Origin of the sequence: Micromonospora andamanensis (assembly GCF_016863495.1) — a bacterium.
In the GTDB taxonomy this organism is placed as follows: Bacteria; Actinomycetota; Actinomycetes; order Mycobacteriales; family Micromonosporaceae; genus Micromonospora; species Micromonospora andamanensis.
The window spans coordinates 43,233-64,793 of sequence record NZ_BOOZ01000036.1; the positions used below are offsets into that span (position 1 = coordinate 43,233).

The 21,561-nt window shown below is 73.4% G+C and carries 22 protein-coding genes; 12 read left to right on the forward strand and 10 right to left on the reverse strand.

The window, feature by feature from the left end:
* Window positions 1–6: 6 nt before the first annotated feature.
* Complete coding sequence (locus Van01_RS24640) at window positions 7–423, reverse strand: DUF2795 domain-containing protein (RefSeq protein WP_204012226.1); 417 nt, start codon at window positions 421–423, stop codon at window positions 7–9.
* A 45-nt stretch (window positions 424–468) separates the two neighbouring features.
* Window positions 469–1,446 (reverse strand): YihY/virulence factor BrkB family protein, encoded by a 978-nt coding sequence (locus Van01_RS24645; RefSeq protein WP_204012228.1) that lies wholly within the window; start codon window positions 1,444–1,446, stop codon window positions 469–471.
* Window positions 1,447–1,593: 147 nt separating this feature from the next.
* On the opposite strand from Van01_RS24645, the gene Van01_RS24650 reads away from it, so the two are divergent.
* Entirely contained in the window at window positions 1,594–1,995 is a 402-nt protein-coding gene (locus Van01_RS24650) for a ChaB family protein (RefSeq protein WP_204012230.1), read from the forward strand.
* Window positions 1,996–2,098: 103 nt separating this feature from the next.
* Here Van01_RS24650 and Van01_RS24655 read toward each other — a convergent pair whose 3' ends face one another.
* Window positions 2,099–3,532, reverse strand: coding sequence for an aldehyde dehydrogenase family protein (locus Van01_RS24655; RefSeq protein WP_204012232.1), 1,434 nt, complete (start codon window positions 3,530–3,532; stop codon window positions 2,099–2,101).
* 69 nt (window positions 3,533–3,601) lie between these two features.
* On the opposite strand from Van01_RS24655, the gene Van01_RS24660 reads away from it, so the two are divergent.
* Window positions 3,602–5,215, forward strand: a complete 1,614-nt coding sequence (locus Van01_RS24660; RefSeq protein ID WP_204012235.1) for a phytoene desaturase family protein — start codon at window positions 3,602–3,604, stop codon at window positions 5,213–5,215.
* A 19-nt stretch (window positions 5,216–5,234) separates the two neighbouring features.
* Here Van01_RS24660 and Van01_RS24665 read toward each other — a convergent pair whose 3' ends face one another.
* Window positions 5,235–6,002, reverse strand: coding sequence for a polyprenol monophosphomannose synthase (locus Van01_RS24665; RefSeq protein ID WP_204012238.1), 768 nt, complete (start codon window positions 6,000–6,002; stop codon window positions 5,235–5,237).
* Window positions 6,003–6,096: 94 nt separating this feature from the next.
* Entirely contained in the window at window positions 6,097–6,543 is a 447-nt protein-coding gene (locus tag Van01_RS24670; protein WP_204012241.1) for an SRPBCC family protein, read from the reverse strand.
* 170 nt (window positions 6,544–6,713) lie between these two features.
* Here Van01_RS24670 and Van01_RS24675 point away from each other — a divergent pair, with 170 nt between their 5' ends.
* Genes Van01_RS24675 through Van01_RS24710 form a run of 8 tightly spaced genes read left to right on the forward strand, consistent with a single transcriptional unit; the run spans window position 6,714 to window position 15,353 of the window.
* Window positions 6,714–8,474 carry an HAD-IIIA family hydrolase gene (locus Van01_RS24675; RefSeq protein WP_204012245.1) on the forward strand — a complete coding sequence of 587 codons (1,761 nt, stop codon included), beginning with the start codon at window positions 6,714–6,716 and terminating at the stop codon, window positions 8,472–8,474.
* Entirely contained in the window at window positions 8,471–9,442 is a 972-nt protein-coding gene (locus Van01_RS24680) for a glycosyltransferase (RefSeq protein ID WP_204012248.1), read from the forward strand. The genes Van01_RS24675 and Van01_RS24680 overlap by 4 nt, the downstream gene beginning before the upstream one ends.
* Complete coding sequence (locus Van01_RS24685; RefSeq protein ID WP_204012251.1) at window positions 9,433–10,650, forward strand: glycosyltransferase; 1,218 nt, start codon at window positions 9,433–9,435, stop codon at window positions 10,648–10,650. The genes Van01_RS24680 and Van01_RS24685 overlap by 10 nt, the downstream gene beginning before the upstream one ends.
* On the forward strand, window positions 10,650–11,303 hold the full coding sequence (locus tag Van01_RS24690; protein ID WP_204012253.1) for a D-sedoheptulose-7-phosphate isomerase: 654 nt from the start codon (window positions 10,650–10,652) through the stop codon (window positions 11,301–11,303). The genes Van01_RS24685 and Van01_RS24690 overlap by 1 nt, the downstream gene beginning before the upstream one ends.
* Before the next feature lie 10 nt (window positions 11,304–11,313).
* Window positions 11,314–12,744: a PfkB family carbohydrate kinase gene (locus Van01_RS24695; RefSeq protein ID WP_204012255.1), complete on the forward strand. Its 1,431-nt coding sequence runs from the start codon at window positions 11,314–11,316 to the stop codon at window positions 12,742–12,744.
* A complete protein-coding gene (locus Van01_RS24700) occupies window positions 12,741–13,436 on the forward strand; it encodes an SDR family oxidoreductase (protein ID WP_204012257.1) in 696 nt (231 codons plus the stop codon). Before Van01_RS24695 ends, Van01_RS24700 begins: the two co-directional genes overlap by 4 nt.
* Window positions 13,433–14,386, forward strand: coding sequence for a glycosyltransferase family 9 protein (locus tag Van01_RS24705; RefSeq protein WP_204012259.1), 954 nt, complete (start codon window positions 13,433–13,435; stop codon window positions 14,384–14,386). The genes Van01_RS24700 and Van01_RS24705 overlap by 4 nt, the downstream gene beginning before the upstream one ends.
* The gene (locus tag Van01_RS24710; protein WP_204012261.1) at window positions 14,370–15,353 is read left to right on the forward strand and encodes a DNA topoisomerase IB; all 984 of its coding nucleotides are present in this window, start codon (window positions 14,370–14,372) and stop codon (window positions 15,351–15,353) included. Before Van01_RS24705 ends, Van01_RS24710 begins: the two co-directional genes overlap by 17 nt.
* Before the next feature lie 6 nt (window positions 15,354–15,359).
* On the opposite strand, the gene Van01_RS24715 is transcribed toward Van01_RS24710, so the two are convergent.
* Window positions 15,360–16,118, reverse strand: a complete 759-nt coding sequence (locus tag Van01_RS24715; protein WP_239099273.1) for a TetR/AcrR family transcriptional regulator — start codon at window positions 16,116–16,118, stop codon at window positions 15,360–15,362.
* Window positions 16,119–16,208: 90 nt separating this feature from the next.
* Between Van01_RS24715 and Van01_RS24720 the strand changes: the two genes are divergently transcribed.
* Both Van01_RS24720 and Van01_RS24725 read left to right on the forward strand, forming a co-directional pair.
* On the forward strand, window positions 16,209–17,174 hold the full coding sequence (locus tag Van01_RS24720; protein ID WP_204012278.1) for an ATP-binding cassette domain-containing protein: 966 nt from the start codon (window positions 16,209–16,211) through the stop codon (window positions 17,172–17,174).
* Window positions 17,167–17,931: an ABC transporter permease gene (locus tag Van01_RS24725; protein ID WP_239099274.1), complete on the forward strand. Its 765-nt coding sequence runs from the start codon at window positions 17,167–17,169 to the stop codon at window positions 17,929–17,931. The genes Van01_RS24720 and Van01_RS24725 overlap by 8 nt, the downstream gene beginning before the upstream one ends.
* A 98-nt stretch (window positions 17,932–18,029) precedes the next feature.
* On the opposite strand, the gene Van01_RS24730 is transcribed toward Van01_RS24725, so the two are convergent.
* The 4 genes from Van01_RS24730 to Van01_RS33560 form a co-directional block, all read right to left on the reverse strand.
* A complete protein-coding gene (locus Van01_RS24730; protein WP_099851824.1) occupies window positions 18,030–18,533 on the reverse strand; it encodes a hypothetical protein in 504 nt (167 codons plus the stop codon).
* A gap of 66 nt (window positions 18,534–18,599) precedes the next feature.
* A complete protein-coding gene (locus Van01_RS24735) occupies window positions 18,600–20,231 on the reverse strand; it encodes a RecQ family ATP-dependent DNA helicase (protein ID WP_204012281.1) in 1,632 nt (543 codons plus the stop codon).
* 47 nt (window positions 20,232–20,278) lie between these two features.
* Entirely contained in the window at window positions 20,279–21,229 is a 951-nt protein-coding gene (locus Van01_RS24740) for a TIGR03557 family F420-dependent LLM class oxidoreductase (protein ID WP_204012292.1), read from the reverse strand.
* A gap of 73 nt (window positions 21,230–21,302) precedes the next feature.
* Window positions 21,303–21,425, reverse strand: a complete 123-nt coding sequence (locus Van01_RS33560; RefSeq protein WP_269738869.1) for a hypothetical protein — start codon at window positions 21,423–21,425, stop codon at window positions 21,303–21,305.
* Between the last annotated feature and the right edge of the window lie 136 nt (window positions 21,426–21,561).

Below are 21,561 nucleotides of genomic sequence, written 5' to 3' on the forward strand. Positions count from 1 at the left end.
GTCCACCTACCAGCGCGTCGTCTCGTTGGTATGGCCGAGCGCCGCCCAGACCTCGGACACCGTCTGGTACCGGGTGTCCTCGGGCAGGCGCTCCAACGCCGCCAGCACATCGTCGGGGGCCTCGTTCGCGCGGGCGTTGGCGAGCAGTGCGGCCCGGTCACCGGGCAGGGCGGTCATGGTGATGAACCGTCCCAGCCGGCTACGTGCCTCGACGTCCTCGGAGGTCATGCCCTGTGGAGAGCCGCTGCGCAGGTCGCCGCCGGGCGCCGTGGTGGCCTCCGGCTGGTCCTCGCCCGCAGGCTCCGGGACGCGGAACTCGTCGACCCGCGAACCACCGGTCCCCGGCCCCTGCACGAGGCCGCTGACCTCCTGACTCATCTGGTCGTCGACCCTGGGTGAGTGCTTGCTGCTGCCGCGATCCATGTCTTCTGCGCTACCCGGCGGGACGGGGGGTAAACCGGCAACCGGTCACCTGTCGGCCGGGGACCGGGGTGGCAGGACCGGGTCGTCGGCGTCTTCCCGGCCGGACTGGAGCACCCGTCCCCGCTGGAGTTCGGCGTTGATCTGGACACCGAGCATGAGCGCGGAATTGGACAGGTAGAGCCAGACCAGGAACGCGATCACCGCACCGAGGCTGCCGTACGTGGTGTCGTAGGAGCCGAAGTTCGCCACGTACAGCCCGAAGCCGAAGGAACCGAGCGCCCAGGCGGTCAGGGCCACCATCCCGCCCGGGGTGAGCCAGCGGAACCGTGGCTGGCGTACGTTCGGCGCGACCCAGAACATCAGGGACATCAACAGCATCGCGATCAACGCGAGCGCCGGCCACTTGGCCACGGCCCACGCGGTGCGCGCCGCGCCACCGGCCCCGACCAGGTCACCGACCGCGTCGGCGACCGGGCCACTGACGATCAGACCGGCGGCCACGGTGGCGAGCAGCACCAACGACAGGGCGGCCAGCCCGATCTGCATCGGACGCAGCTTCCAGACGGGTCGTCCCTCGACCACGCCGTATATCGCGTTCGAGGCCCGGGTGAACGAGGCGATGAAGTTCGAGGCCGACCAGAGCGCGCCGAGCAGACCGAAGCTGAGCAACACTCCGGCGGAGCTGTTCTGGCTCACCACCTCGCGGACCACACCGACGAAGCTCTCGTTCGCCACCACCGAGCCGGCACCCACGTCCCGGGCCAGGTCGAGCACCGTGTCGACGGTGCGTTCCCCGTCGGAGACCAGACCGACCAGGGCCACCACCACGACCGTGGAGGGGAACAACGCAAGCACCCCGTAGTAGGTGAGGGCGGCGGCCCAGTCCGTGCAGTTGTCGCTCAGGTAGTTGCGTCCGGCGCGGACCAGCACGCCGCGCCAGGTCCGCCAGCGGAGCTGGCGTATCCCGGGGAGTCGCGGCACCGGCGGGTCGGCCGACGGGGCGTCGGGGTTCGTCGTCGTCATCACCGCTCCTGGGACACGGCGGGCACCTGCGGCTCGTCGATGGCCCCGGCGGTACCCGGCCCCGCCCGGCGGCAAACGCCGCGGCGTTTGCCGCCGCCGCACGGGGGTACGCCAATCCGAATCACCCGCAGACGGAGGAGGATCGAGATGCCCGGGCGCGAGGTACTGCCCAGCACGCTGCGGCGCTCCCCGGAGAAGGCCCAGCGCACCTGGGAGAAGACGCACGATTCCGCGGTCGAGACCTACGGCGAGGGCGAGCGGGCGCACCGCACCGCGTTCGCCGCCGTCAAGCATGAGTTCGAGAAGGTCGGCGACCACTGGGAGCCGAAGGGTCGCAAGGGCCCCAGCGACGAGCAGGCCGCCGGTGGTGGCCCGGCCCGGCGGGCACCGACCGCCGGAGGGGTGGACGCGAACGCCCCCAAGGAGCACCTCCTGGGGGTGGCCCGCGAACTGGACGTGCCGGGCCGGTCGAGCATGACCAAGCCGGAGCTGGTCAGGGCCATCCAGAAGGCCAACGACCGGGAGACCCGCAAGGCGCGTGGCGGCTGACCACGTCGCCGTTGCCCGGGGCCCGACCGGCGTACCCGCCGGGCCGGGCCCCACGGCTCACCTGGTCGCTGCCGATCGCGGTGGCCGCCGGGTCGGCAGCGGTTCACCAGTGGCCGCCGCCGGGTGCCTGGATGTGCACCGCCTTGGTGACTGTGAACTCGTCGAGCAGTTCCGGCCCGTAGCCGAAGCCCTGGCCGCTGCTCCGGCGCGGGTGCGCGGCGCCGGCCGGCGCGCCACCGAATACCGAGTTCACCTTGACGGTGCCGACCGGCAGCTCCCGCCAGGCCCGCTGGGCGTGGCTCATCGACCCGGTCAGCACCGTCGCGGCCAGCCCGTACGGCGAGTCGGCCGCGCACTTCAACGCCTCGGAGAACGAGTCGACCACCACCACGGCGGCGACCGGGCCGAACGTCTCCTCGCGGATCAACGTCAGGTCGTGTCGGCAGTTGTCGACGACAGTCGCGGGATAGAAGGCCCCCGGCCCCTCCGGCAGGGTGCCGCCGGTGCGCAGTCGGGCACCGTCGGCCACCGCCGCGATCACCTGCCCGTGCACGTGGTCGCGGTGCCGTCGGTCGACGAGCGGGCCGAGTTGGGTGTCCGGGTCCCGCCCCGGTCCGACGCGCAACGCGGCGGCCCGCTCGACGAGCGCCTCCACCACGTCCTCGGCGACGTCGCGGTGAGCGTAGATCCGCTCCACCGCGACACAGATCTGGCCCGCGTTGCCGAAGGCGCCCAGAGCGGCCTCGGTGGCGGCCCAGGTCGGGTCGACGTCGGCGTCGATGATCAGCGGGTCGCTGCCACCGTTCTCCAGCAGCACCTTGGCGCCGGTGCCGGCCGCCGCCGTGGCGATCGCCCGGCCGGTGGCGCTGGCGCCCACGTGGGCCACCAGATCCACCTCGGCGGCGGCGAGCGCCGCGCCGGTCGTGGGGTCGCCGCTGAGCAGCGACAGCACCCCGGCCGGCAGGACACTGTCGAACGCGCGGGCCAGCAGCCACCCGGTCGCCGGGGTGCGCTCGCTGGGCTTGTGCAGCACCACGTTGCCGGTTACCAGGGCCGCGCCGAGCAGTCCGCAGGACACCGCGACCGGGTCGTTCCACGGCGTGATGACGGCCGTCACGCCATGCGGCTGCGGCGTCATGAAGTCGATGGCGGCGGGGTCGCCGTGCAGCGTACGGCCGCCCCGGGCGGGCGCGAGTTCGGCGTACTGGCGCAGGGTGGCGATGCCCGCGTCGACGCCGCCCCGGGCGTCCGCGAGAGGCTTGCCCATCTCCGCTGTCGTCGCCTCGGCCAGCTCGTCGGCGACCTCGGTGACCGCGTCGGCGATCCGGTGCAGTGCCGCGGCCCGCGCCGCCGGGGGCGTCGCGGCCCACTCCGGCGCGACTCCCCGGGCCGCCGCCACCGCCTTGTCGACCTCGTCGGCCGTGGCGATCGGCGCGCTGGTCACCTGCCGGCCGTCAGCCGGATCGTGCACCAGCAACTCGCCGGCCTCCCCGCCGGCACCCCAGACTCCACCGATGAGCTGCGTGACCGTGTACATGGCGCGCTGCATGCCCGGGCCAGGCCGGGACAAACGTTTCGTCGGGACGACTCGGGGTAGCGTCCCCGGATGACTTCGCCAGGTTCCCTCGGCACCGAGCGGGCCGACGCCATCGTCGTCGGCGCCGGACACAACGGCCTGGTCGCCGCGAACCTGCTGGCGGACGCGGGTTGGGACGTGCTGGTGCTGGAGGCGACCGAGGTGCCCGGCGGGGCGGTGCGCTCGGCCGAGGTGACCGCCCCCGGCTACCTCAGCGACCTCTTCAGCTCGTTCTACCCGCTCGGCTTCGCCTCACCGGTGCTGCGCGGGCTCGACCTGACCCGGTACGGGCTCACCTGGCGGCACGCCCCCGACGTGCTGGCCCACCTGTTCCCCGACGACCGGGCCGCGGTGCTCAACCGCGACCCGATGGTCACTGCGGCGTCGCTGGAGACCTTCGCCCCCGGCGACGGCGAACGCTGGCTGACCGCGTACGAGCAGTGGCAGCAGGTCGCCGACCCGATGATGCAGCTGATCACCACTCCGTTCCCGCCGGTACGCGGCGGTCTCGGCCTGCTGCGCCGGCTACGGGTCGGCGGCTCGCTGCGACTGGCCCGGCGGCTGGTGCTGCCGGTGAGCCGGCTCGGTGAGGAACTGTTCGCAGGTGCCGGCGGGTCGGCGCTGCTGGCCGGTTGCGCCCTGCACACGGATCTGTCCACTGAGGAGGCCGGCTCCGGCGTCTACGGCTGGCTGCTCGCCATGCTCGGGCAGCAGGTCGGCTGGCCGGTCCCGGAAGGTGGCGCGCAGAAGATCACCGACGCGCTGGTGGCCCGGTTGGCCGAGCGGGGCGGTCGGATCCACTACGGCGCCCGGGTGGAGCGGGTGCTCGTCGCCCGGGGCCGGGCGGTGGGCGTCCGCACGGTCGGCGGCACCAACTGGCGGGCCCGGCGCGCCGTGCTCGCCGACGTGCCCGCGCCCGCGCTGTACCTGGACCTGGTCGGTGCCGCGGCGCTGCCGCCGCGACTGGTGGCCGACCTGGAACACTTCCGCTGGGACGGCTCGACGCTGAAGGTGGACTGGGCGCTGTCCGCCCCGGTGCCTTGGACCAACGGTCGCCTGTCCAGCGTCGGCACCGTGCACCTGGGGGCGGACCTCAACGGGCTCACCGGCTACGCCGCCACGCTGGCCCTGGGCGAGCTGCCACCGGATCCGTTCCTGCTGGTGGGGCAGATGTCGGTGGCGGACCCGAGCCACTCGCCGCCGGGCACCGAGTCGCTCTGGTCGTACACCCACCTGCCGTTTCGGCGGCACTGGCGAGCCGACGACATCATGGCCCACGTCGAGCGGATGGAGGCGGTGCTGGAGGCCGCCGCGCCCGGTTTCCGCGCCCTGGTGGTGGGCCGGCAGGTGGCCGGCCCGGCCGAGTTGGAGGAGGCCAACCCGAGCCTGGTCGGCGGCGCGCTGGGCGGCGGCACCGCCGCCCCCTACCAGCAGTTGTTCCTGCGACCGGTGCCGGGCCTCGGCCGCGCCGACACCCCTGTGGACCGGCTCTTCCTGGCCAGCTCGTCGGCACACCCCGGCGGCGGGGTGCACGGGGCGCCCGGCGCGAACGCCGCCCGGGCCGCCCTGGCCCGCGACCGGGCCCTCACCGGTGGGTTGTATCAACGGGCGGTGGCCACTGCCCACCGGGCCGTCTACTCGTGACCCGGCCGGGCCGACGGTGTCAGGGCGCGATGTTGCGGTGCCGGGTACGGAGCTTGAACGGCATCAGGGCGCTTTCGATTTTGGTGGCGGTGGTCATCTTCGAGGCGCCGTCGCGCCGCTCCTCGAAGCGGATCGGCACCTCCAGGATGGTGTGCCCCAGCTTGGTGGCCAGGTAATGCATCTCGACCTGGAAGCTGTAACCGTTTGACTGCACCCGCTCCAGCCCGATGTCGCGCAGCGCGTCGGCCCGCCAGATCTTGAAACCGGCGGTGAGGTCCCGGATCCGGACCCGCAGCAGCGTGTGCACGTACAGGTTGGCCCAGCCGCTGAGCGCCCGCCGGTACAGCGGCCAGTTCTCGTCCAGCTCGCCGCCCGGCACGTAGCGTGACCCGATGACCACGCCGGCCTGAGTGGAGAGCAGCGCGCCGAGCATGCCCGGCAACGCTTCCGGCGGGTGGGACAGGTCGGCGTCCATCTGCGCCACGTATTCGGCGCCGCCGTCGAGGGCCCGGCCGATCCCGTCCACGTACGCCCGGCCGAGACCCTCCTTACCCGGCCGGTGCACGACCTCCACCCGCTCCGGATGCTCTATGGCGAGCTTGTCCGCGACCTCGCCGGTGCCGTCGGGCGAGTTGTCGTCGGCGACAAGCACCTTCAGACCTGGTAGTGGCAGCGCGAGGAGGCGTTCGACCAGGACCGGCAGGTTGCCCGCCTCGTTGTAGGTCGGGACCACGACGGTCAGGCGCACGTCCCGCCACGGCGAGGGCAACTGGACGGGTTCGATCATGGGGGACATCCTCGGTCTGCGGACAGGGTTCCCCGAGAGCGTAGCTACTTGTCCCTTCCGGGGTGAAATGGCTCCCCGGCGTAGTGCCCCGCGATCACTGCTCCGACTTCTGTCGGCGGGCGATGTCGGAGAGCCGGTCCAGGGTCTCCTCGTTGCGCAGGTGCAGCACCAGATCGTTGATTTTGGTACGGATCCAGCGCAGCGGACCGGCGGCGAAGTCCTCGGCGAGTAGCACCCGGGTCGTGTCCGGGCCGACCGGTTCCAGGGTGAAGACCACTACCGCCTCTCCGGCCGGCCAGAGTTGCACGCGGAGCACCAGCCTGCGTTCCGGTTCGCAGGCCAGCACGGTCGAGCAGTCCTCCAGGGAGAACGGCCAGGGGCCGGCCCGGTGGTACAGCCGGGAGCCCACCCGGGGCCAGTCGTCGTCCACGTTGCGCATGTGGGCGGTACCCACCACCCAGTCGCTGTAGGTCCATCCGTCCGCCAGCACCGCCCACACCTGCCGGGCCGGAGCCTCGATCACCTTCTCCACAACCGCCACCGCCCCTCGGTACCCGGCCACCACCCCGGCTAACAGGGCGGTCGGGTTAGCTTCTCGGCGACCGCGGGTAAGGCCACCGCGGGCGGCCGTGCGGGTACCGCCGGTGCGCGGTGTCGTCGGCCGCGTCGCCGGTGACGTTTACTCATCGGGGCGCAGGGAACCCGCCGCCCGTGCGACAGGACCATGGGGAGCCGGATCAGCGCAGGTCAGCCGGGGTGCTGGCCGATCCCGGCCGGGCTGTGTCTCGCCCGGTCCTGTTCGACGCGGTGCTGCTGGACCGCGACGGCACCCTGGTCGAGGACGTGCCGTACAACGCGGATCCGGACAAGGTGCGCCCGATGCCGGGGGCCCGCGCGGCGCTGGACCGGCTGCGCGCGGCCGGGCTGAAGCTCGCCGTGGTGACAAACCAGTCCGGGTTGGCCCGGGGGCTGTTCACCGACCGGCAGATGCACCTGGTGCACCGCCGGATCGAGGCCCTGCTCGGGCCCTTCGACTCCTGGCAGGTGTGCCCGCACGACGACGGGGACGGCTGCGCGTGTCGCAAGCCGCGACCGGGACTCGTGCACGCTGCCGCCCGGGCGCTGGGTACCGTACCCGCTCGCTGCGCCCTGATCGGAGACATCGGCCGCGACGTCACGGCGGCGCTCGCCGCCGGTGCGGCCGGCATCCTGGTGCCGACGCCGGTTACCCGTGCCGAGGAGGTCGCGGCCGCCCCGTGGGTGGCCGCCGACCTGCCCGCCGCGGTCGCGGAGATCCTTCGACGCCAGGCGTCGCTGAGCCCGGCGAAGCCGATGTCGGGGGCCGGTGCCACGGGTGCCCGTCGATCTCGCAGGGGACGCCCCGGCGACGGTCGCACGGTACTTGTGGTGCGGTCGGACTCGGCGGGGGACGTGCTGGTGACCGGACCGGGCATCCGGGCGGTCGCCGCCGGTGCCGAGCGGGTGGTGCTGCTCTGCGGGCCCCGTGGGCGGGCCGCCGCCGACCTGTTGCCCGGCGTCGACGAGATCATCGAGCACCGGTTGCCCTGGATCGACCCGGCCCCCGCGCCTGTGGATCCGGCGGAGATGGCCGCCCTGGTCACCCGGCTGTCGGCGGTGGCCGCCGACGAGGCGGTCGTCTTCACCTCGTTCCACCAGTCGCCGCTGCCGCTGGCCCTGCTGCTGCGGATGGCCGGGGTCGCCCGGATCGCGGCGATAAGCGACGACTACCCCGGCAGCCTGCTGGACGTGCGGCACCGGGTGCCGGCCGGTGTGCCGGAGGCGGAGCGGGCCCTCTCGCTGGCCGCCGCCGCCGGCTACCCGCTCGGCGACGGCGACGAACCGCATCTACGGCTGCGTCCCGTCCCACCGCCACCCGGCGAGGCCGGCGAACCGGGTTACGTGGTGCTGCATCCCGGGTCGGCGGCACCGGCCCGGGGTTGCCCGCCCGAACTGGCCGAGCGGATCGCCGACGAGTTGAACGCCGCCGGGTACCGGGTGGTGGTCACCGGTGGTCCAGCCGAGCGGGACCTCACCGCACGGGTCGCCGGACGGCACTGCCGGGACCTCGGGGGCCGCACCGGGCTGGCCGAGCTGGCCGGGGTGGTGGCCGCCGCCGGTGCGGTGGTGGTCGGCAACACCGGGCCGGCGCACCTGGCCGCCGCGTACGGCGTGCCGGTGGTCAGCCTCTTCGCCCCAACCGTCCCCTTCGGACAGTGGGGGCCGTGGCGGGTGCCGACGGTACGCCTCGGCGACGCCACCGCCGCCTGCCGGGACACCCGGGCCGCCCGGTGCCCGGTGCCGGGGCATCCCTGCCTCAGCGGCGTCGAGCCGGGTGCCGTCCTGGACGCGTTGCGGCTGCTGGGCGTACCGCCGGACCGGACGCCCACCGGTTCGACCGGGTCGCGGCCGGTGCCCGAGGTGGCAGGCGTCGGTGCTGGGGGCACCCGATGAACATCCTGCTCTGGCACGTGCACGGCTCCTGGACCACCTCGTTCGTGCATGGCAAACACCGGTACCTGATACCGGCCACCCCGGACCGGGGGCCCTACGGGTTGGGCCGCGCCCGCACGTACACCTGGCCGGAGAGCGCTGCGGAGGTGAGCCCGGAGCAGTTGCCCGCCGCCGAGGTCGACCTGGTGATCCTGCAACGCCCCGAGGAACTCGACCTGGCCGAGGAGTGGCTCGGTCGTCGGCCCGGCCGGGACCTGCCGGCGATCTACGTGGAGCACAACACGCCGAAGGACGGTCAGGTCCCCAACAGCCGCCACCCGATGGCCGACCGGGACGACCTGCTCATCGTCCACGTGACGGCCTTCAACGAGCTGTTCTGGGACACCGGCGCCACCCGGACCACGGTCGTCGACCACGGCATCGTGCCGCCGACCGTGGAGTACACAGGCGAACTCGACAGGCTGGCCGTCGTGATCAACGAGCCGGTTCGCCGCTGGCGGGTCACCGGCACCGACCTGCTGCCCCGGTTCGCCGAGATCGCCCCGCTCGACGTGTTCGGCATGAAGGTGGCCGGGCTGGCCGAGCACCTCGGTCTACCGGCCGATCGACTCACCAGCCACGACGACGTGCCGCAGCACCGGATGCACGCCGAGTTGGCGCGCCGACGGGCGTACCTGCACCTGTGCCGGTGGACGTCGCTGGGGCTGAGCCTGATCGAGGCGATGACGATGGGAATGCCGGTGGTGGCGCTGGCCACCACCGAAGCGGTGGTGGCGGTGCCACCGGGCGCCGGTGCCCTCGCCACCCGGGTCGACACGCTGCTGGAGGCCGCCGACCGGTTCGTCACCGAACCGCAGCGGGCGCGGCGGGCGGGCGCCGAAGCCCGGGTCGCCGCTCGCGAACGTTACGGCCTCGACCGATTCCTCACCGACTGGGACCGGCTGCTGGAGGAGGAAGTATGCGGATAGCGATGATCTCGGAGCACGCCAGCCCGCTCGCCATCCTGGGCGGCGAGGACGCCGGTGGCCAGAACACGCACGTCGCGGAACTCTCCGCCGCGCTCGCCGCCGCCGGTCACGACGTGCGGGTCTACACCCGCCGCGACGCGGTGGACCTGCCGGTGACGGTACGCAGTCCGGACGGCTACGACGTGGTGCACGTACCGGCCGGGCCGGCCGAACCGGTGGCGAAGGACGCGCTGCTGCCGCACATGCGCCAGTTCGGCGCCTGGCTGATCGACAGGTGGCGGGGCGGGGACTGGACGCCCGAGGTGATCCACGCGCACTTCTGGATGAGCGGGCTGGCCGCGCTGGAGGCCGGCCGCCGGACCGGGGTGCCGGTGGTGCAGACGTACCACGCGCTGGGCACGGTGAAGCGTCGACACCAGGGCGTGCAGGACACCAGTCCGGCCCGGCGGATCAGCTACGAGCGCCAGCTCGGCTGCTCGGTGGACCGGGTGGTCGCGCAGTGCCGCGACGAGGTAGGCGAGCTGGTCCGGATGGGCGTGCCCAGGTCGGCGATGACTGTCATTCCGTCCGGGGTCAACCTGGCCACGTTCGCTCCGCTTGGTCCGGCCACCGAGCGGGAGCCCGGCCGGGCGCGGATCCTCACCGTGGGTCGGCTTGTGGAACGCAAGGGTTTCCAGACTGTGGTCCGGGCGATGGCACACGTACCCGAGGCCGAGTGCGTGGTGGTCGGTGGCCCACCGGCCGGCCTGCTGGAGACCGACCCGTACGCCCGGCGGCTGCGGGCCCTCGCCGGCAGTTGCGGCGTCGCCGACCGGGTCCGCCTGGTCGGCGCGGTGCCCCGGGAGGAGATGGGCCGCTGGTACCGCTCGGCGGACATCCTGGTCGCCGCGCCCTGGTACGAACCGTTCGGGCTGACCCCGCTGGAGGCGATGGCGTGCGGGGTGCCCGTGGTGGCCACCGCCGTCGGCGGCCTGCGGGACACGGTGGTCGACGGCGTGACCGGGGACCTGGTGCCGGCCCGGGATCCGCGGGCGCTGGGGGAGGCGCTGCGCGCGCTGCTCGACGACCGGATCCGCCGGTTCGCCTACGCGGGCGCGGCCCGGGCCCGGGCCCGCCGGCACTACTCGTGGGCGGTCACCGCCCAGCGCCTCGCCGAGGTGTACGACGAGGTGGCCGCGGTGCATCGGCCGACAAGGGTGGTGGCCTGATGAGTCTGCTCGACGCGCACCTGGCACACCTGACCGCGGCGCTGCCACCGTTCCGGCGCTGCGAGCCGCTGCTCGCCCGGTGGGGCGCGACGCTGGCCCGGCGGCTCACCGACGGCGGCCGGTTGCTCGTCGCCGGCAACGGTGGCAGCGCCGCCGAGGCGCAGCACCTGACCGCCGAACTGGTCGGCAAGCTGCGCGACGACCGCCAGCCGCTGTCCGCCATCGCGCTGCACGCCGAGACGTCGGCGTTGACCGCGATCGGCAACGACTACGGCTACCAGGAGGTCTTCGCCCGGCAGGTCCGCGCGCACGGCCGACCCGACGACGTGCTGCTGCTGCTGTCCACGAGCGGCGGCAGCGGCAACCTGCTCGCCGCCGCGCGGGCCGGGCGGGCGGCGGGACTGCGCTGCTGGGCGTTCACCGGGCCGGCGCCGAACCCGCTCGCCGAGGCGTGTCACGAGGTGCTCGCGGTGGATTCCCCGGACACCCAGGTGGTCCAGGAACTGCACCTGGTCTCCAGCCACCTGCTCTGCGAGTACGTCGAGCAGGCGATGGCCGAGGAACTGACCCCGCCGGCGCCGGCGGCAGGTGCGGTGCGGGCCGGCGTCGAGGTGGTGCTGGACGGCGGTGCCGTCCGGCCGGTGCAGGCGTGAGGAGGCAAGCGTGACGGGACCCGTGGTGGTGGTCGGCGACACCCTGCTCGACCGGGACGTCGAGGGTGTGGTCAACCGGCTCTGTCCGGACTCGCCGGTACCCGTGCTCGACGAGATCGCGCACGTGGATCGGCCCGGCGGCGCCGGGCTCTCCGCCGTCTTCGCCGCCGCACAGGGTGCCGAGGTGGTGCTGGTGACAGCGCTGGCCGACGATGCGGGTGGAGCCCGGCTGAGCGTGCTGCTCGCCGCCGCCGGGGTGCAGGTGTACCCGCTGCGGCTGAACGGCGCGACCCCGGAGAAGATCCGGCTGCGGTCCGGGGGCCGGGTGCTGCTGCGCCACGACCGGGGCGGCGGGGTGGGGGAGTTGGGCGACCCGGGCGACGCGGTGCTGCGCGTGCTGGACCGGGCGTCGGTGGTGCTGGTCAGCGACTACGGCCGGGCGGTGGCGCGGCAACCGGCGCTGCGGGCGGCCCTGGCCTCCATCCGCGCCCCGTTGGTGTGGGATCCCCACCCGCGTGGGCCCGCCGCCGTACCGGGGGCGAACCTGGTCACCCCGAACGAGGCGGAGGTGCGGGAGCTGATGGAGGCGCCTGTTGGTGCCACCCGGCTGGCGACCGCCGCCGAGGGAGCGCAGCGACTGCGGCAGCGGTGGCGGGCCGGAGCTGTCGCGGTGACGCTCGGTGCCGACGGGGCGCTGCTCAGCCACGCCGGCTCGACCCCGCTGATGGTGCCCGCCCCGGTCGCCGCCGAGGGGGACACCTGTGGCGCGGGCGATCGGTTCGCCGTCGCCGCGGGCCTGGCCCTGGCCCGTGGGGCGTTGGTCTCCGAGGCGGTACAGGAGGCGGTGGCGGAAGCCTCGGCCTACGTGGCGGACGGTGGGGTGGCCACCGCCCTGCCGGCGCCGGTGCGGCGTGCCCCGCAGGCGGTGCACGCCGCGGTGGCCGGCGACCGGGTCGGGGTGGCCGCGTCCGCCGCCGTGGTCGCCCGGGTTCGTGCCGCCGGCGGCACCGTCGTCGCGACAGGTGGCTGCTTCGACCTGCTGCACGCCGGCCACGTGGCGACGTTGCAGGCCGCCCGGCAGCTCGGCGACTGCCTGATTGTGTGCCTCAACTCCGACGCCAGCGTGACAGGGCTCAAGGGACCGGACCGGCCGGTGATGCGTCAGGCCGACCGCAGCCGGCTGCTGGCCGCGTTGAGCTGTGTGGACGCCGTGATGATCTTCGACGAGCCGACACCGGCGGCGGCGCTGTCCTGGCTGCGTCCGGACATCTGGGTCAAGGGCGGGGACTACGGCACCGGCGGTGGTGACGGTGACGCCCTCCCGGAGGCGGAACTCCTGCGGCGGTGGGGTGGCCACACAGTGGTGGTGCCCTACCTGGACGGACGCTCGACCACCGAGATGATCGCCGCGACGGCCAACCGGACGGAGGTTGTCCGGTGAGCGCGCCGGGTGCCGGCCGGACCGTGCTGGTCACCGGCGGCTCCAGCGGACTGGGCGCGGCAGTGGTGGCGGCGGTTGCCGCCGCCGGTGGTCGGCCACTGGTGCTGGACCGGCAGGCGCCGGCGGACGGGGTGCCCTGGGTGGAGTGCGATCTGGCCGACACCCGGCGCGCCGAGGCGGCCACCCGCGTACTGGCCGAGCGGGTGGGTGGGCTGGACGGGGTGGTCACCGCCGCGGGCATCGACGTGCCGGGCCGGCTCGCCGACGTGCCCGGTGAGACCTGGGACCGGATCGTCGCGGTCGACCTGCTGGCCACCGCCGCGGTGATCCGGGCGGCGCTGCCGTTCCTGACGGCGTCCCGGGGCACCGTCGTGACGGTGGCCTCCACGCTGGGCGTCAAGGCGGTGAGCGACGCGACGGCGTACTGCGCGGCGAAGTTCGGGGTGGTCGGCTTCACCCGGGCGCTCGCCGCCGAACTGGCCGGCACGGTAGGCGTCACGCTGCTCATCCCGGGCGGGATGCGGACGGCCTTCTTCGACGAACGCGACCCGCGGTACCGGCCGGGGGCGGACGCGATCCTCAACGATCCGGCCGACACCGCTGCCGCCGTCATGTTCGCCCTGTCCCAGCCGGCCGGCTGCGCGATCCGCGAGATGGTGGTCTGCGCCGATCAGGAGACGTCGTACCCGTGATCCTGGTGCTGCGTGCCCTCGGCGTCGGTGACCTCGCCACGGCGGTCCCGGCGTTGCGGGCGCTGCGCGCGGCCCACCCGGACCGGCAACTGGTGCTCGCCGCGCCGGCCTGGCTCGGGCCACTCGTCGAGCTGGTCGGCGGGGTGGACCGGCTGCTGCCCACCGACGGCCTGGACCGGCTCGACCGGCCGGCCGGGCGGGTGGAGCTGGCGGTCAACCTGCACGGCCGGGGTCCGCTGTCGCACCGGCTGCTGGCCGCCGCCCACCCCGGCCGGCTGTTCGCCTTCGCCAACGCCGAGGCGTCGCACGTCGACGGACCGGACTGGGACGACGACGAGCACGAGGTGTCGCGCTGGTGCCGGCTGCTGGGCTGGTACGGCGTACCGGCCGACCCGACCGACCTGGATCTGCGGCGACCCGGCCCGGTGCCGGCGGTCAGCGGGGTCACGGTGCTGCATCCGGGTTCGAAGGAGCCGGCCAAACGGTGGCCGGCGGACCGGTTCGTGGCGTTGGCTCGGGAGCTGACCGGGCGGGGGCACCGGGTGGTGCTGACCGGCAGCGCGTCGGAGCGGGCCGTGGTCGCCCGCATCGCGTACCAGGCCGGGCTGCCCGCCGCCGCGGTGCTGGCCGGCCGCACGGACCTGGCCCAGTTCGCGGCCCTGATCGCCGGGGCGCGCCTGGTGGTCAGCGGCGACACCGGCGCGGCACACCTGGCCACCGGTTACCGCACCCCGTCGGTGGTGCTGTTCGGCCCGGTGCCGCCCGCCCGGTGGGGGCCGCCGCCGGAGCGTCGGCGGCACCTGGCGCTCTGGGCGGGTGCGCGGGCCCGACCGGAGTGGGACGGGGTGGGTGTCCATCCCGCACTCGTCGACCTCGGGGTGGCCGAGGTGCTGGCCGCCGTCGACGAGGTGGAGCAGGCGGTACGGGTGGACCGTGCGGTTGCGGCGTAGCGATCCGGGCCGGCCGGGGTACCGGCGGCAGCGGCGGGGCAGGGGCTGGTCGTTCCTGGACCCGCGCGGTGAACCGGTGCGCGACCCCGACGAGCTGGACCGGCTGCGGGCACTTGTCATCCCGCCGGCCTGGCGGCAGGTGTGGATCTCGCCGTACCCCAACGGGCACATCCAGGCCATCGGCGTGGACGCGGCCGGCCGGAAGCAGTACCTCTACCACCCGCTGTGGCGGCAGCGGCAGGACGAGGCGAAGTTCGACCACGTGCTGGAGGTTGCGGGCCGGCTGCCGCTGTTGCGTGAGCGCGTCGACACTGACCTGACGGTGCGGGGACTGCGCCGCGAGCGGGTGTTGGCCACGGTGACCCGGCTGCTCGACATGGGCACCTTCCGGGTCGGCAGCGACCAGTACGCGGCGGGCGAGGATCCGACCTTCGGGGTGGCCACCCTGCGCCCCGAGCACGCCCGGCTCCGCCGGGGTTGTGTGCTGTTCGAGTTCCCGGCCAAGGGCGGCATCGAGCAGGTACGGCTGATCTCCGACCCGCAGTTGTGCCGGGTGTTGACCGACCTGCGTCGGCGTCGGCGGGCGGCGGACCGGTTGTTCGGCTACTGGGACGGGCGGCAGTGGCGCGACGTTCGGGCCGACGAGGTGAACGACTACCTACGGGAGGCCAGCGGCGGTGAGATGACCGCCAAGGACTTCCGCACCTGGCATGCCACGGTACGGGCGGCGACGGAGCTGGCCACGTTCGCCTCCGCCGGTTCGGTGACCGCCCGTCGTCGGGCGGTGGCGGCGGTGATGAGGCAGGTGGCGGAGTTGCTGGGGAACACGCCGACGGTGGCTCGCGCGTCGTACGTGGATCCGAGGGTGGTGGATCTGTTCCACGACGGCGTGGTCGCCCCGGTTACCGAGGACACCTCGCCGGAGCAGGCCGAGCGGGCGGTGCTGACCCTGCTGGGGCGGAGCTGACCGCCGTCACCCCGACGGCGCGGCAGCCCGGGTCTCGATCATGGCCGCCACTCCGTCGAGGATCCGGTCCAGCCCGAACCGCCATTCCAGGTCGACGTCGTCGTCGTACTGTTCACCCTCGGCCAGCAGCTCGTGGATCGCCGGGTACGGGCCGGGCGCGGTGAGGGTGGCGAGGTGCTGCCAGTAGCGCAGGCCCACCTCCTCCGGGGTACTACCGGTCCGGGCGGCGGCCTCGGCGATGTCCGCGGTGAGCGTGGCCCAGCTGCGGGCGTACCCGCTGACCAGCATGATCGCGGCGATCCGCTCACTGGCGCGGAGCCCGGTGCCGCGCAGCGCGGCGAGCCCGTACTCCAGCCAGCGCACCTGGTTGGGGTTGATCGGGGGGCCACTGATCGGCACGTGCCGCATCCAGGGCTGTCGGCGCAGCGCTGTGACGTTTCCCTCGCCCCAGCGGGACAGCGCCGGTCGCCAGCCCTCGTCCACGCCGCGCGGGGGTGGTGGCGGGCCGAACGCGGTGTCCACCATCAGGTCGAGCAGGTCGTGTTTGGTCGGCACGTACCGGTACAGCGACATCGTCGCCACGCCGAGTTCGCTTGCCACCCGGCTCATCGACACCGCCGGCAGCCCTTCGGCCTGGGCGATCTGGATCCCGGCGGCGACCACCTGATCCAGGCTGAGACTGCGCTTCGGACCACGGCTCGGGCGGTCGCGCAGGCCCCAGGCGAGCGCGACGTTCTCAGGCAGCTCGACGTCGGGTCCGTTCACTCCACCTCCCAGGCACGTTGACCGCCAGCATAACCTCTGCGTATGGTCTACGCAGATAAGCGTATGGCATACGCAGATTTGGAGGGTGTCATGGTGCACGGACCGCCAGCTGTCGAGCTTGTCGATCTGCGCAAGTCCTTCGGGGAGCACGTGGTGCTCGACGGGTTGTCCCTGCGGGTGCCCACGGGTGGGGTGCACGCCCTGCTGGGCCAGAACGGGGCCGGGAAGACCACCACGGTGCGGATCCTGGCCACGCTGACCCGGCCGGATTCGGGTACCGCCCGGGTCGCCGGCCACGACGTGGTGCGTGAGCGGCGGCGGGTACGCCGGACGATCAGCCTCGCCGGCCAGCACGCGGCGCTCGACGACGGACAGACCGGCGTGGAGAACCTGACGATGCTGGCCCGGCTCACCGGGTTGCGCGCGCCGGCCGCCCGCGCCCGCGCCGCGGCGCTGCTGGACCGCTTCGACCTGGCCGACGCCGCCGGGCGGCAGGTGGTGACGTACTCCGGTGGGATGCGGCGCCGCCTCGACCTGGCGGCCAGCCTGGTCGGCGCACCGTCAGTGATCTTCCTGGACGAGCCCACCACAGGTCTGGACCCGCGCAGCCGGCAGGCGCTGTGGGAGGTGATCGGCGAGCTTTCCGGTGCCGGGGTGACGGTGCTGCTCACCACGCAGTATCTGGAGGAGGCCGATCGTCTGGCCGACCAGATCATGGTGCTGCACGGCGGCGGGCTCGTCGCCGAGGGCACGGCGGCAGACCTCAAGCGCCGCTTCGGCGCCCAGCGGTTGGAGCTGACCTGGCGCGACGCCGCCGGTCTCGCTGAGGCGGCACGGCGGTTGGGGGCCCGGGTCACCCATCGCGAGCCGGCTCGGCTGGCGCTGTCGGTGGCCACCGACGGCAGCGCGCCACAGGTCCGCAGCCTGCTCGATGAGGTCGATCCGGACCGGCACGGGGTGGTCCGGTTCACCGTTCGGGAGGCGACCCTCGATGACGTCTTCTTCACCCTCACCGACCGTCCGGCTAGCGCCGCGCGGGAGGTGGCCGGTGTCTGAGCTGACCCTCCGACCGATGCACGCCGCCGTGATGGTCGGCCGTTGCGTACGGCTGTCCCGCCGCAACGTCGACGCGCTGCTCACCTCGCTGCTGCTACCGGTGATCCTGATGCTGCTCTTCGTCTTCCTGTTCGGTGGGGCGATCGACACCGGTTCGGCGTACGTGACCTACGTGGTGCCCGGGGTGCTGCTGCTCTGCGCCGGCTTCGGCGCGGCCGGCACGGCGGTGAGCGTCACCACCGACCTGACCAACGGCATGATCGAACGGCTACGCACGATGGATGTCGGCGCCACCTCGATCCTGGCCGGGCACGTGGTGGCCAGCGTGGCCCGCAACACGGTGTCCACGGTGCTGGTGCTGGGGGTGGCGGTGGCCATCGGGTTCCGGCCGGCCGTCGCGCCGCTGCGCTGGCTGGCCGCCGCCGGGGTGCTGCTGCTGTTCCTGCTGGCGGTGTCGTGGCTGTCGGCGGCGTTCGGCCTGCTGGCCAGGACCCCGGAGGCGGCCAACGGCTACACCTTCCTGGTGATGTTCCTGCCCTATCCGAGCAGCGCCTTCGTCCCGGTCGAGACCATGCCCGGCTGGCTCCGTGGCTTCGCCGAGCACCAGCCGGTCACCCCGGTCATCGAGTCGCTGCGCGGCCTCCTGCTGGACACCCCGGTCGGCACGGCACCCACCCGCGCAGCGGCCTGGTGCCTAGCCCTGCTCGCCCTCGCCGTGCTCCTCTCCGCCCTCCTCTTCCCCCGCCGCGTCGCCTGACGCCCTCCCCACCGTGTTGACCATGAGGTTGGCGGCGGTTTCGATCTCGAAAACTGCCGCCAACCTCATGATCAACGAGGCAGGTGGGGGCGGTGGGGTCAGTCGTTGAGGATCTGGGAGAGGCGGTCGCGGAAGCGGCGCTCGGACGGGCTGACCTCGGTGCCGCCGAGGCCGAGCACACCGCCGGTGCTGGCCGCGCCGACCACCTGCTCGGCGATCTCCACCAGCCAGTGCCGGTACGCGCCCGCCTCGCCCTCGTCGACCTTCGCCGCCAGCAGCGCCGACGCCTCCTTCGCCCGGCCCAGCACGTCCTCGGCGTAGCCGCGCGGGTCCGCCGGGGAGATGACAGGCATCTCCTCACCGGCCTCGGGGTCGCCGACCCGGGTGACGATCTCGCCGGCCACGGCGGCCACCAGCGGGCTGGCTGACTCCCGCCCGCCGGAGATGGTCTCCAGGCCGGCGGCGCCCTCGGCCATCGTCGCCTTGGTGCCGTCGGACTCGGCGGCGCTTGCCGCGGTGAGCACCGACTGCGGCAGGCCGACAAGCAGCCCCCACTCCTCGTCGGAAAAACCGAAACCGGTGTACGCCGGCTCTTCGATCACAACCCACCCCTCCCGCTCGTCGTTCACGTCCTCGTCAGCCGCGCCGCCCGTGGCGGCCGGCTCAGGTTAGTCCAGGGTGAGCAGACCCTGTTCGGACACCACGCTCACCGACAACGTCTTGTACCCGACCTCGTCGAACAGGACAGTCATCCGGCCCTCCTCGTAGCTGAGCACCAGGCCGGAACCCCACTCGGCGTGCCGCACCTGACTGTGCACCGGGAACGGGCCGACCGAGCCGTCGTCGGGCACGCTGGTGCCGGCGTGGCAGTTGTCGCAGTGCCCGCAGATCTCGGTCATCTGCTCGCCGAAGTAGGCGAGCAACGTCTGACCCCGGCAGGCGCTGGTCTCGGCGAAGGCGCGCATCATGTCGGTACGCGACCGGGTCAGGCTCTGCTGCCGTTCCGCCTCGGCCACCGCCGCCGTCGCCGCGTCGACCGGAGTGGGGGCGTAGCGGGTTGCGCCGACCCGTTGCCCCGCCGCCTGCTGGGCCGCGCCGACCTGCTCCAGCAGGGCGAGGTACTGCCCGAGCTTGCGGGGACCGAGCCCGGTCACCTCGCGTAGTTCCTTCCGGGTGGTCGGCTCCTTGCGCAGCAACGCGGCCAGGTCGCGCAGCTCGGTGGCGTCGGGCAGGCCGCCGCTGAAGAAGCGTTGCAGCCCGACGTCCTCGGCCTGCCACAGCAACAGGACCCGGGCCGCCTCGCCGTCGCGCCCGGCACGGCCGATCTCCTGGAAGTAGCTGTCCGGCGAGTCGGGCAGTGCCATGTGCACCACCCAGGCGATGTTGGGCTTGTCGATGCCCATGCCGAAGGCCGAGGTCGCCACCATGATCGGCACCTGGTCGGCGAGGAACGCCTCGTGCAGCCGGGCACGGGCGTTGGCCGGCATCCCACCGTGGTAGTACTGCGCGGGATAGCCCGCGTCGGTCAGCCGGGCGGACAGTTCCTCGGCGGCGCGACGGGTGGGCACGTAGATGATGCCGGGCCGCTCGTCGTCGCGCAGCAGGGCGATCAGCCGCCGCCACCGGTAGTCCTCGGTGGGACAGTGCGCCACCTCCAGGAAGAGGTTCGGCCGGTCCAGGCCGGACACCACGATCTCGGGCTTGCGCAGCCGCAGCCGGTCGACGATGTCGTCGCGTACCGGCGGGGAGGCGGTGGCGGTCAACGCCACCACAGGCGGTCGGCCGATGCCCTCGATGAGTTGCCCGAGGGCCAGGTAGTCCGGCCGGAAGTCGTGGCCCCAGGCGGAGATGCAGTGCGCCTCGTCGATCGCGACGAGCGCCGGTTTCAACGCGCGCACCTCGGCCAGCCGGTCGGGGTTGGCCAGTTGCTCCGGGGTGATGAAGAGGAACTCGGCCCGTCCGTCGCGGATCTCGGCGATCGCCTCGGCCTGCTGGGCCGCCGTCTCGTCCGAGCTGATCCGGACGGCGCGCAGTTCCGATCGCTGTCGCTCGTTGAGCGCGGCGATCTGGTCCTGCTGGAGCGCCAGGAGCGGGGAGATCACCACGGTCGGGCCGGGGATCAGGCTGGCCGGGATCTGGTAGATCGCCGACTTGCCGGCGCCGGTGGGTAGCACCACCAGGGCGTCGCGGCGGCGCATCACGGCCCGCATCGCGGCCAACTGGTTGGGACGCAGGGCGGTCCAACCGAACAGGCTGCGCGCGGCTCGGCGCAACGACATCGAGTGCGTGGTCAGCTTCATCGAAGGCCGCAGGTACCCGGCAGGCTCCGCGCCGAAACCCGCGTTGATCAACGCACCCGGGGCAGCACCTCGCGCTGGTACAGGTCGAGCAGTCCGGCCCAGTTCGGCCCGGTGTTGGCGACGTACACCTCGTCGAAACCGGCAGTGGCGTACGCGTCGATCTTCGCGAGGTGGGCGTCGGCGTCGTTGCCGCAGACGAACGCCTCGCGCATCGCCTCCGGATCGACAAGGGTGGCGGCCTGCTCGAAGTGGCGGGGCGAGGGCAGCACCTGGAGCAGCTCACCGGGGATCGCCTCGGTCGGCCAGCGCTCGTACGCCAGCCGCATGCCCTCCTCCACAGTAGGCGCGTACGCGGCCTTGAAACCGGCCTGGCAGGGCTTGTCGCCGCCACCGTTGTCCCGGAACCGCCCCACCAGCTCGCCGTCGGGCTCGGTGTTGACGAAACCGTCGCCGATCCGCGCGGCCAGGTCCACCGCCTTCGGCCCGAACGCCGAGACGTAGATCGGCGGGGGAGTGTCGGGCAGCGTGTAGATCCGCGCGTGCTCCACCCGGTAGTGCCGGCCGTGGTGGTTGACGAAGCCGCCGCGCCACAGCTCGCGCATCACCTCGACCGCCTCCTCCAGCATCTCCAGCCGGACGCCGGCCTGCGGCCAGTGGTCGCCGAGGATGTGCTCGTTGAGCGCCTCGCCGGAGCCCACCCCGAGGACGAACCGGCCGGAGTGCAGCACCGCGCTTGTCGCCGCCGCCTGGGCGAGCACAGCCGGATGGATGCGCACGGTCGGGCAGGTCACGGCGGTGGTGACAGGTAGCCGGCAGACCTGGCTCAGCGCTCCGATCATCGACCAGACGAACGGGCTCTGCCCCTGGGCGTCGGTCCACGGGTGGTAGTGATCGGAGATCCACAGCGCCTCGAAACCGGCCCGCTCGGCCGCCCGTGCCTGGTCGAGCAGCTCGGCCGGCGCGTACTCCTCGGTGGACAGGAAGTATCCGATCTTCATTTCTCCCCCTCGGCCCGCTGGTGCCTGTGGGGCAGGCGGTACCCCGGCGGGCGTCCGTCACACCCCGGCGGGCTCAGCGGCGGAACATCGCGCGGATGGCGATGAGCAGCAGCAGTCCGCCGACCACCAGGCCGAGCAGGCGTACGCCGGGGATGTCGGCCGGGCTCGTCGCGTCGGCCAGCAGCACGGGGTCCATACCCGCACTGTCGCGGCGTAGCGCTCCCAAGGCAACTGTAAGGTTTATTGACTATTGCGTGGCGCGGTGTGACCATGTCTGCACCGCCGGCTGGCGGGGGAGTCCACGGCGGAACAAGCGGGGGTACAGCGCCGAA

Bases quoted from the DNA above. Each gene is read 5' to 3' on its own strand.
- Van01_RS24640 (WP_204012226.1), bottom strand. From the start codon at position 423: ATGGATCGCGGCAGCAGCAAGCACTCACCCAGGGTCGACGACCAGATG.
- Van01_RS24645 (WP_204012228.1), bottom strand. From the start codon at position 1,446: ATGACGACGACGAACCCCGACGCCCCGTCGGCCGACCCGCCGGTGCCG.
- Van01_RS24650 (WP_204012230.1), top strand. From the start codon at position 1,594: ATGCCCGGGCGCGAGGTACTGCCCAGCACGCTGCGGCGCTCCCCGGAG.
- Van01_RS24655 (WP_204012232.1), bottom strand. From the start codon at position 3,532: ATGTACACGGTCACGCAGCTCATCGGTGGAGTCTGGGGTGCCGGCGGG.
- Van01_RS24660 (WP_204012235.1), top strand. From the start codon at position 3,602: ATGACTTCGCCAGGTTCCCTCGGCACCGAGCGGGCCGACGCCATCGTC.
- Van01_RS24665 (WP_204012238.1), bottom strand. From the start codon at position 6,002: ATGATCGAACCCGTCCAGTTGCCCTCGCCGTGGCGGGACGTGCGCCTG.
- Van01_RS24680 (WP_204012248.1), top strand. From the start codon at position 8,471: ATGAACATCCTGCTCTGGCACGTGCACGGCTCCTGGACCACCTCGTTC.
- Van01_RS24685 (WP_204012251.1), top strand. From the start codon at position 9,433: ATGCGGATAGCGATGATCTCGGAGCACGCCAGCCCGCTCGCCATCCTG.
- Van01_RS24690 (WP_204012253.1), top strand. From the start codon at position 10,650: ATGAGTCTGCTCGACGCGCACCTGGCACACCTGACCGCGGCGCTGCCA.
- Van01_RS24720 (WP_204012278.1), top strand. From the start codon at position 16,209: ATGGTGCACGGACCGCCAGCTGTCGAGCTTGTCGATCTGCGCAAGTCC.
- Van01_RS24735 (WP_204012281.1), bottom strand. From the start codon at position 20,231: ATGAAGCTGACCACGCACTCGATGTCGTTGCGCCGAGCCGCGCGCAGC.
- Van01_RS24740 (WP_204012292.1), bottom strand. From the start codon at position 21,229: ATGAAGATCGGATACTTCCTGTCCACCGAGGAGTACGCGCCGGCCGAG.
- Van01_RS33560 (WP_269738869.1), bottom strand. From the start codon at position 21,425: ATGGACCCCGTGCTGCTGGCCGACGCGACGAGCCCGGCCGACATCCCC.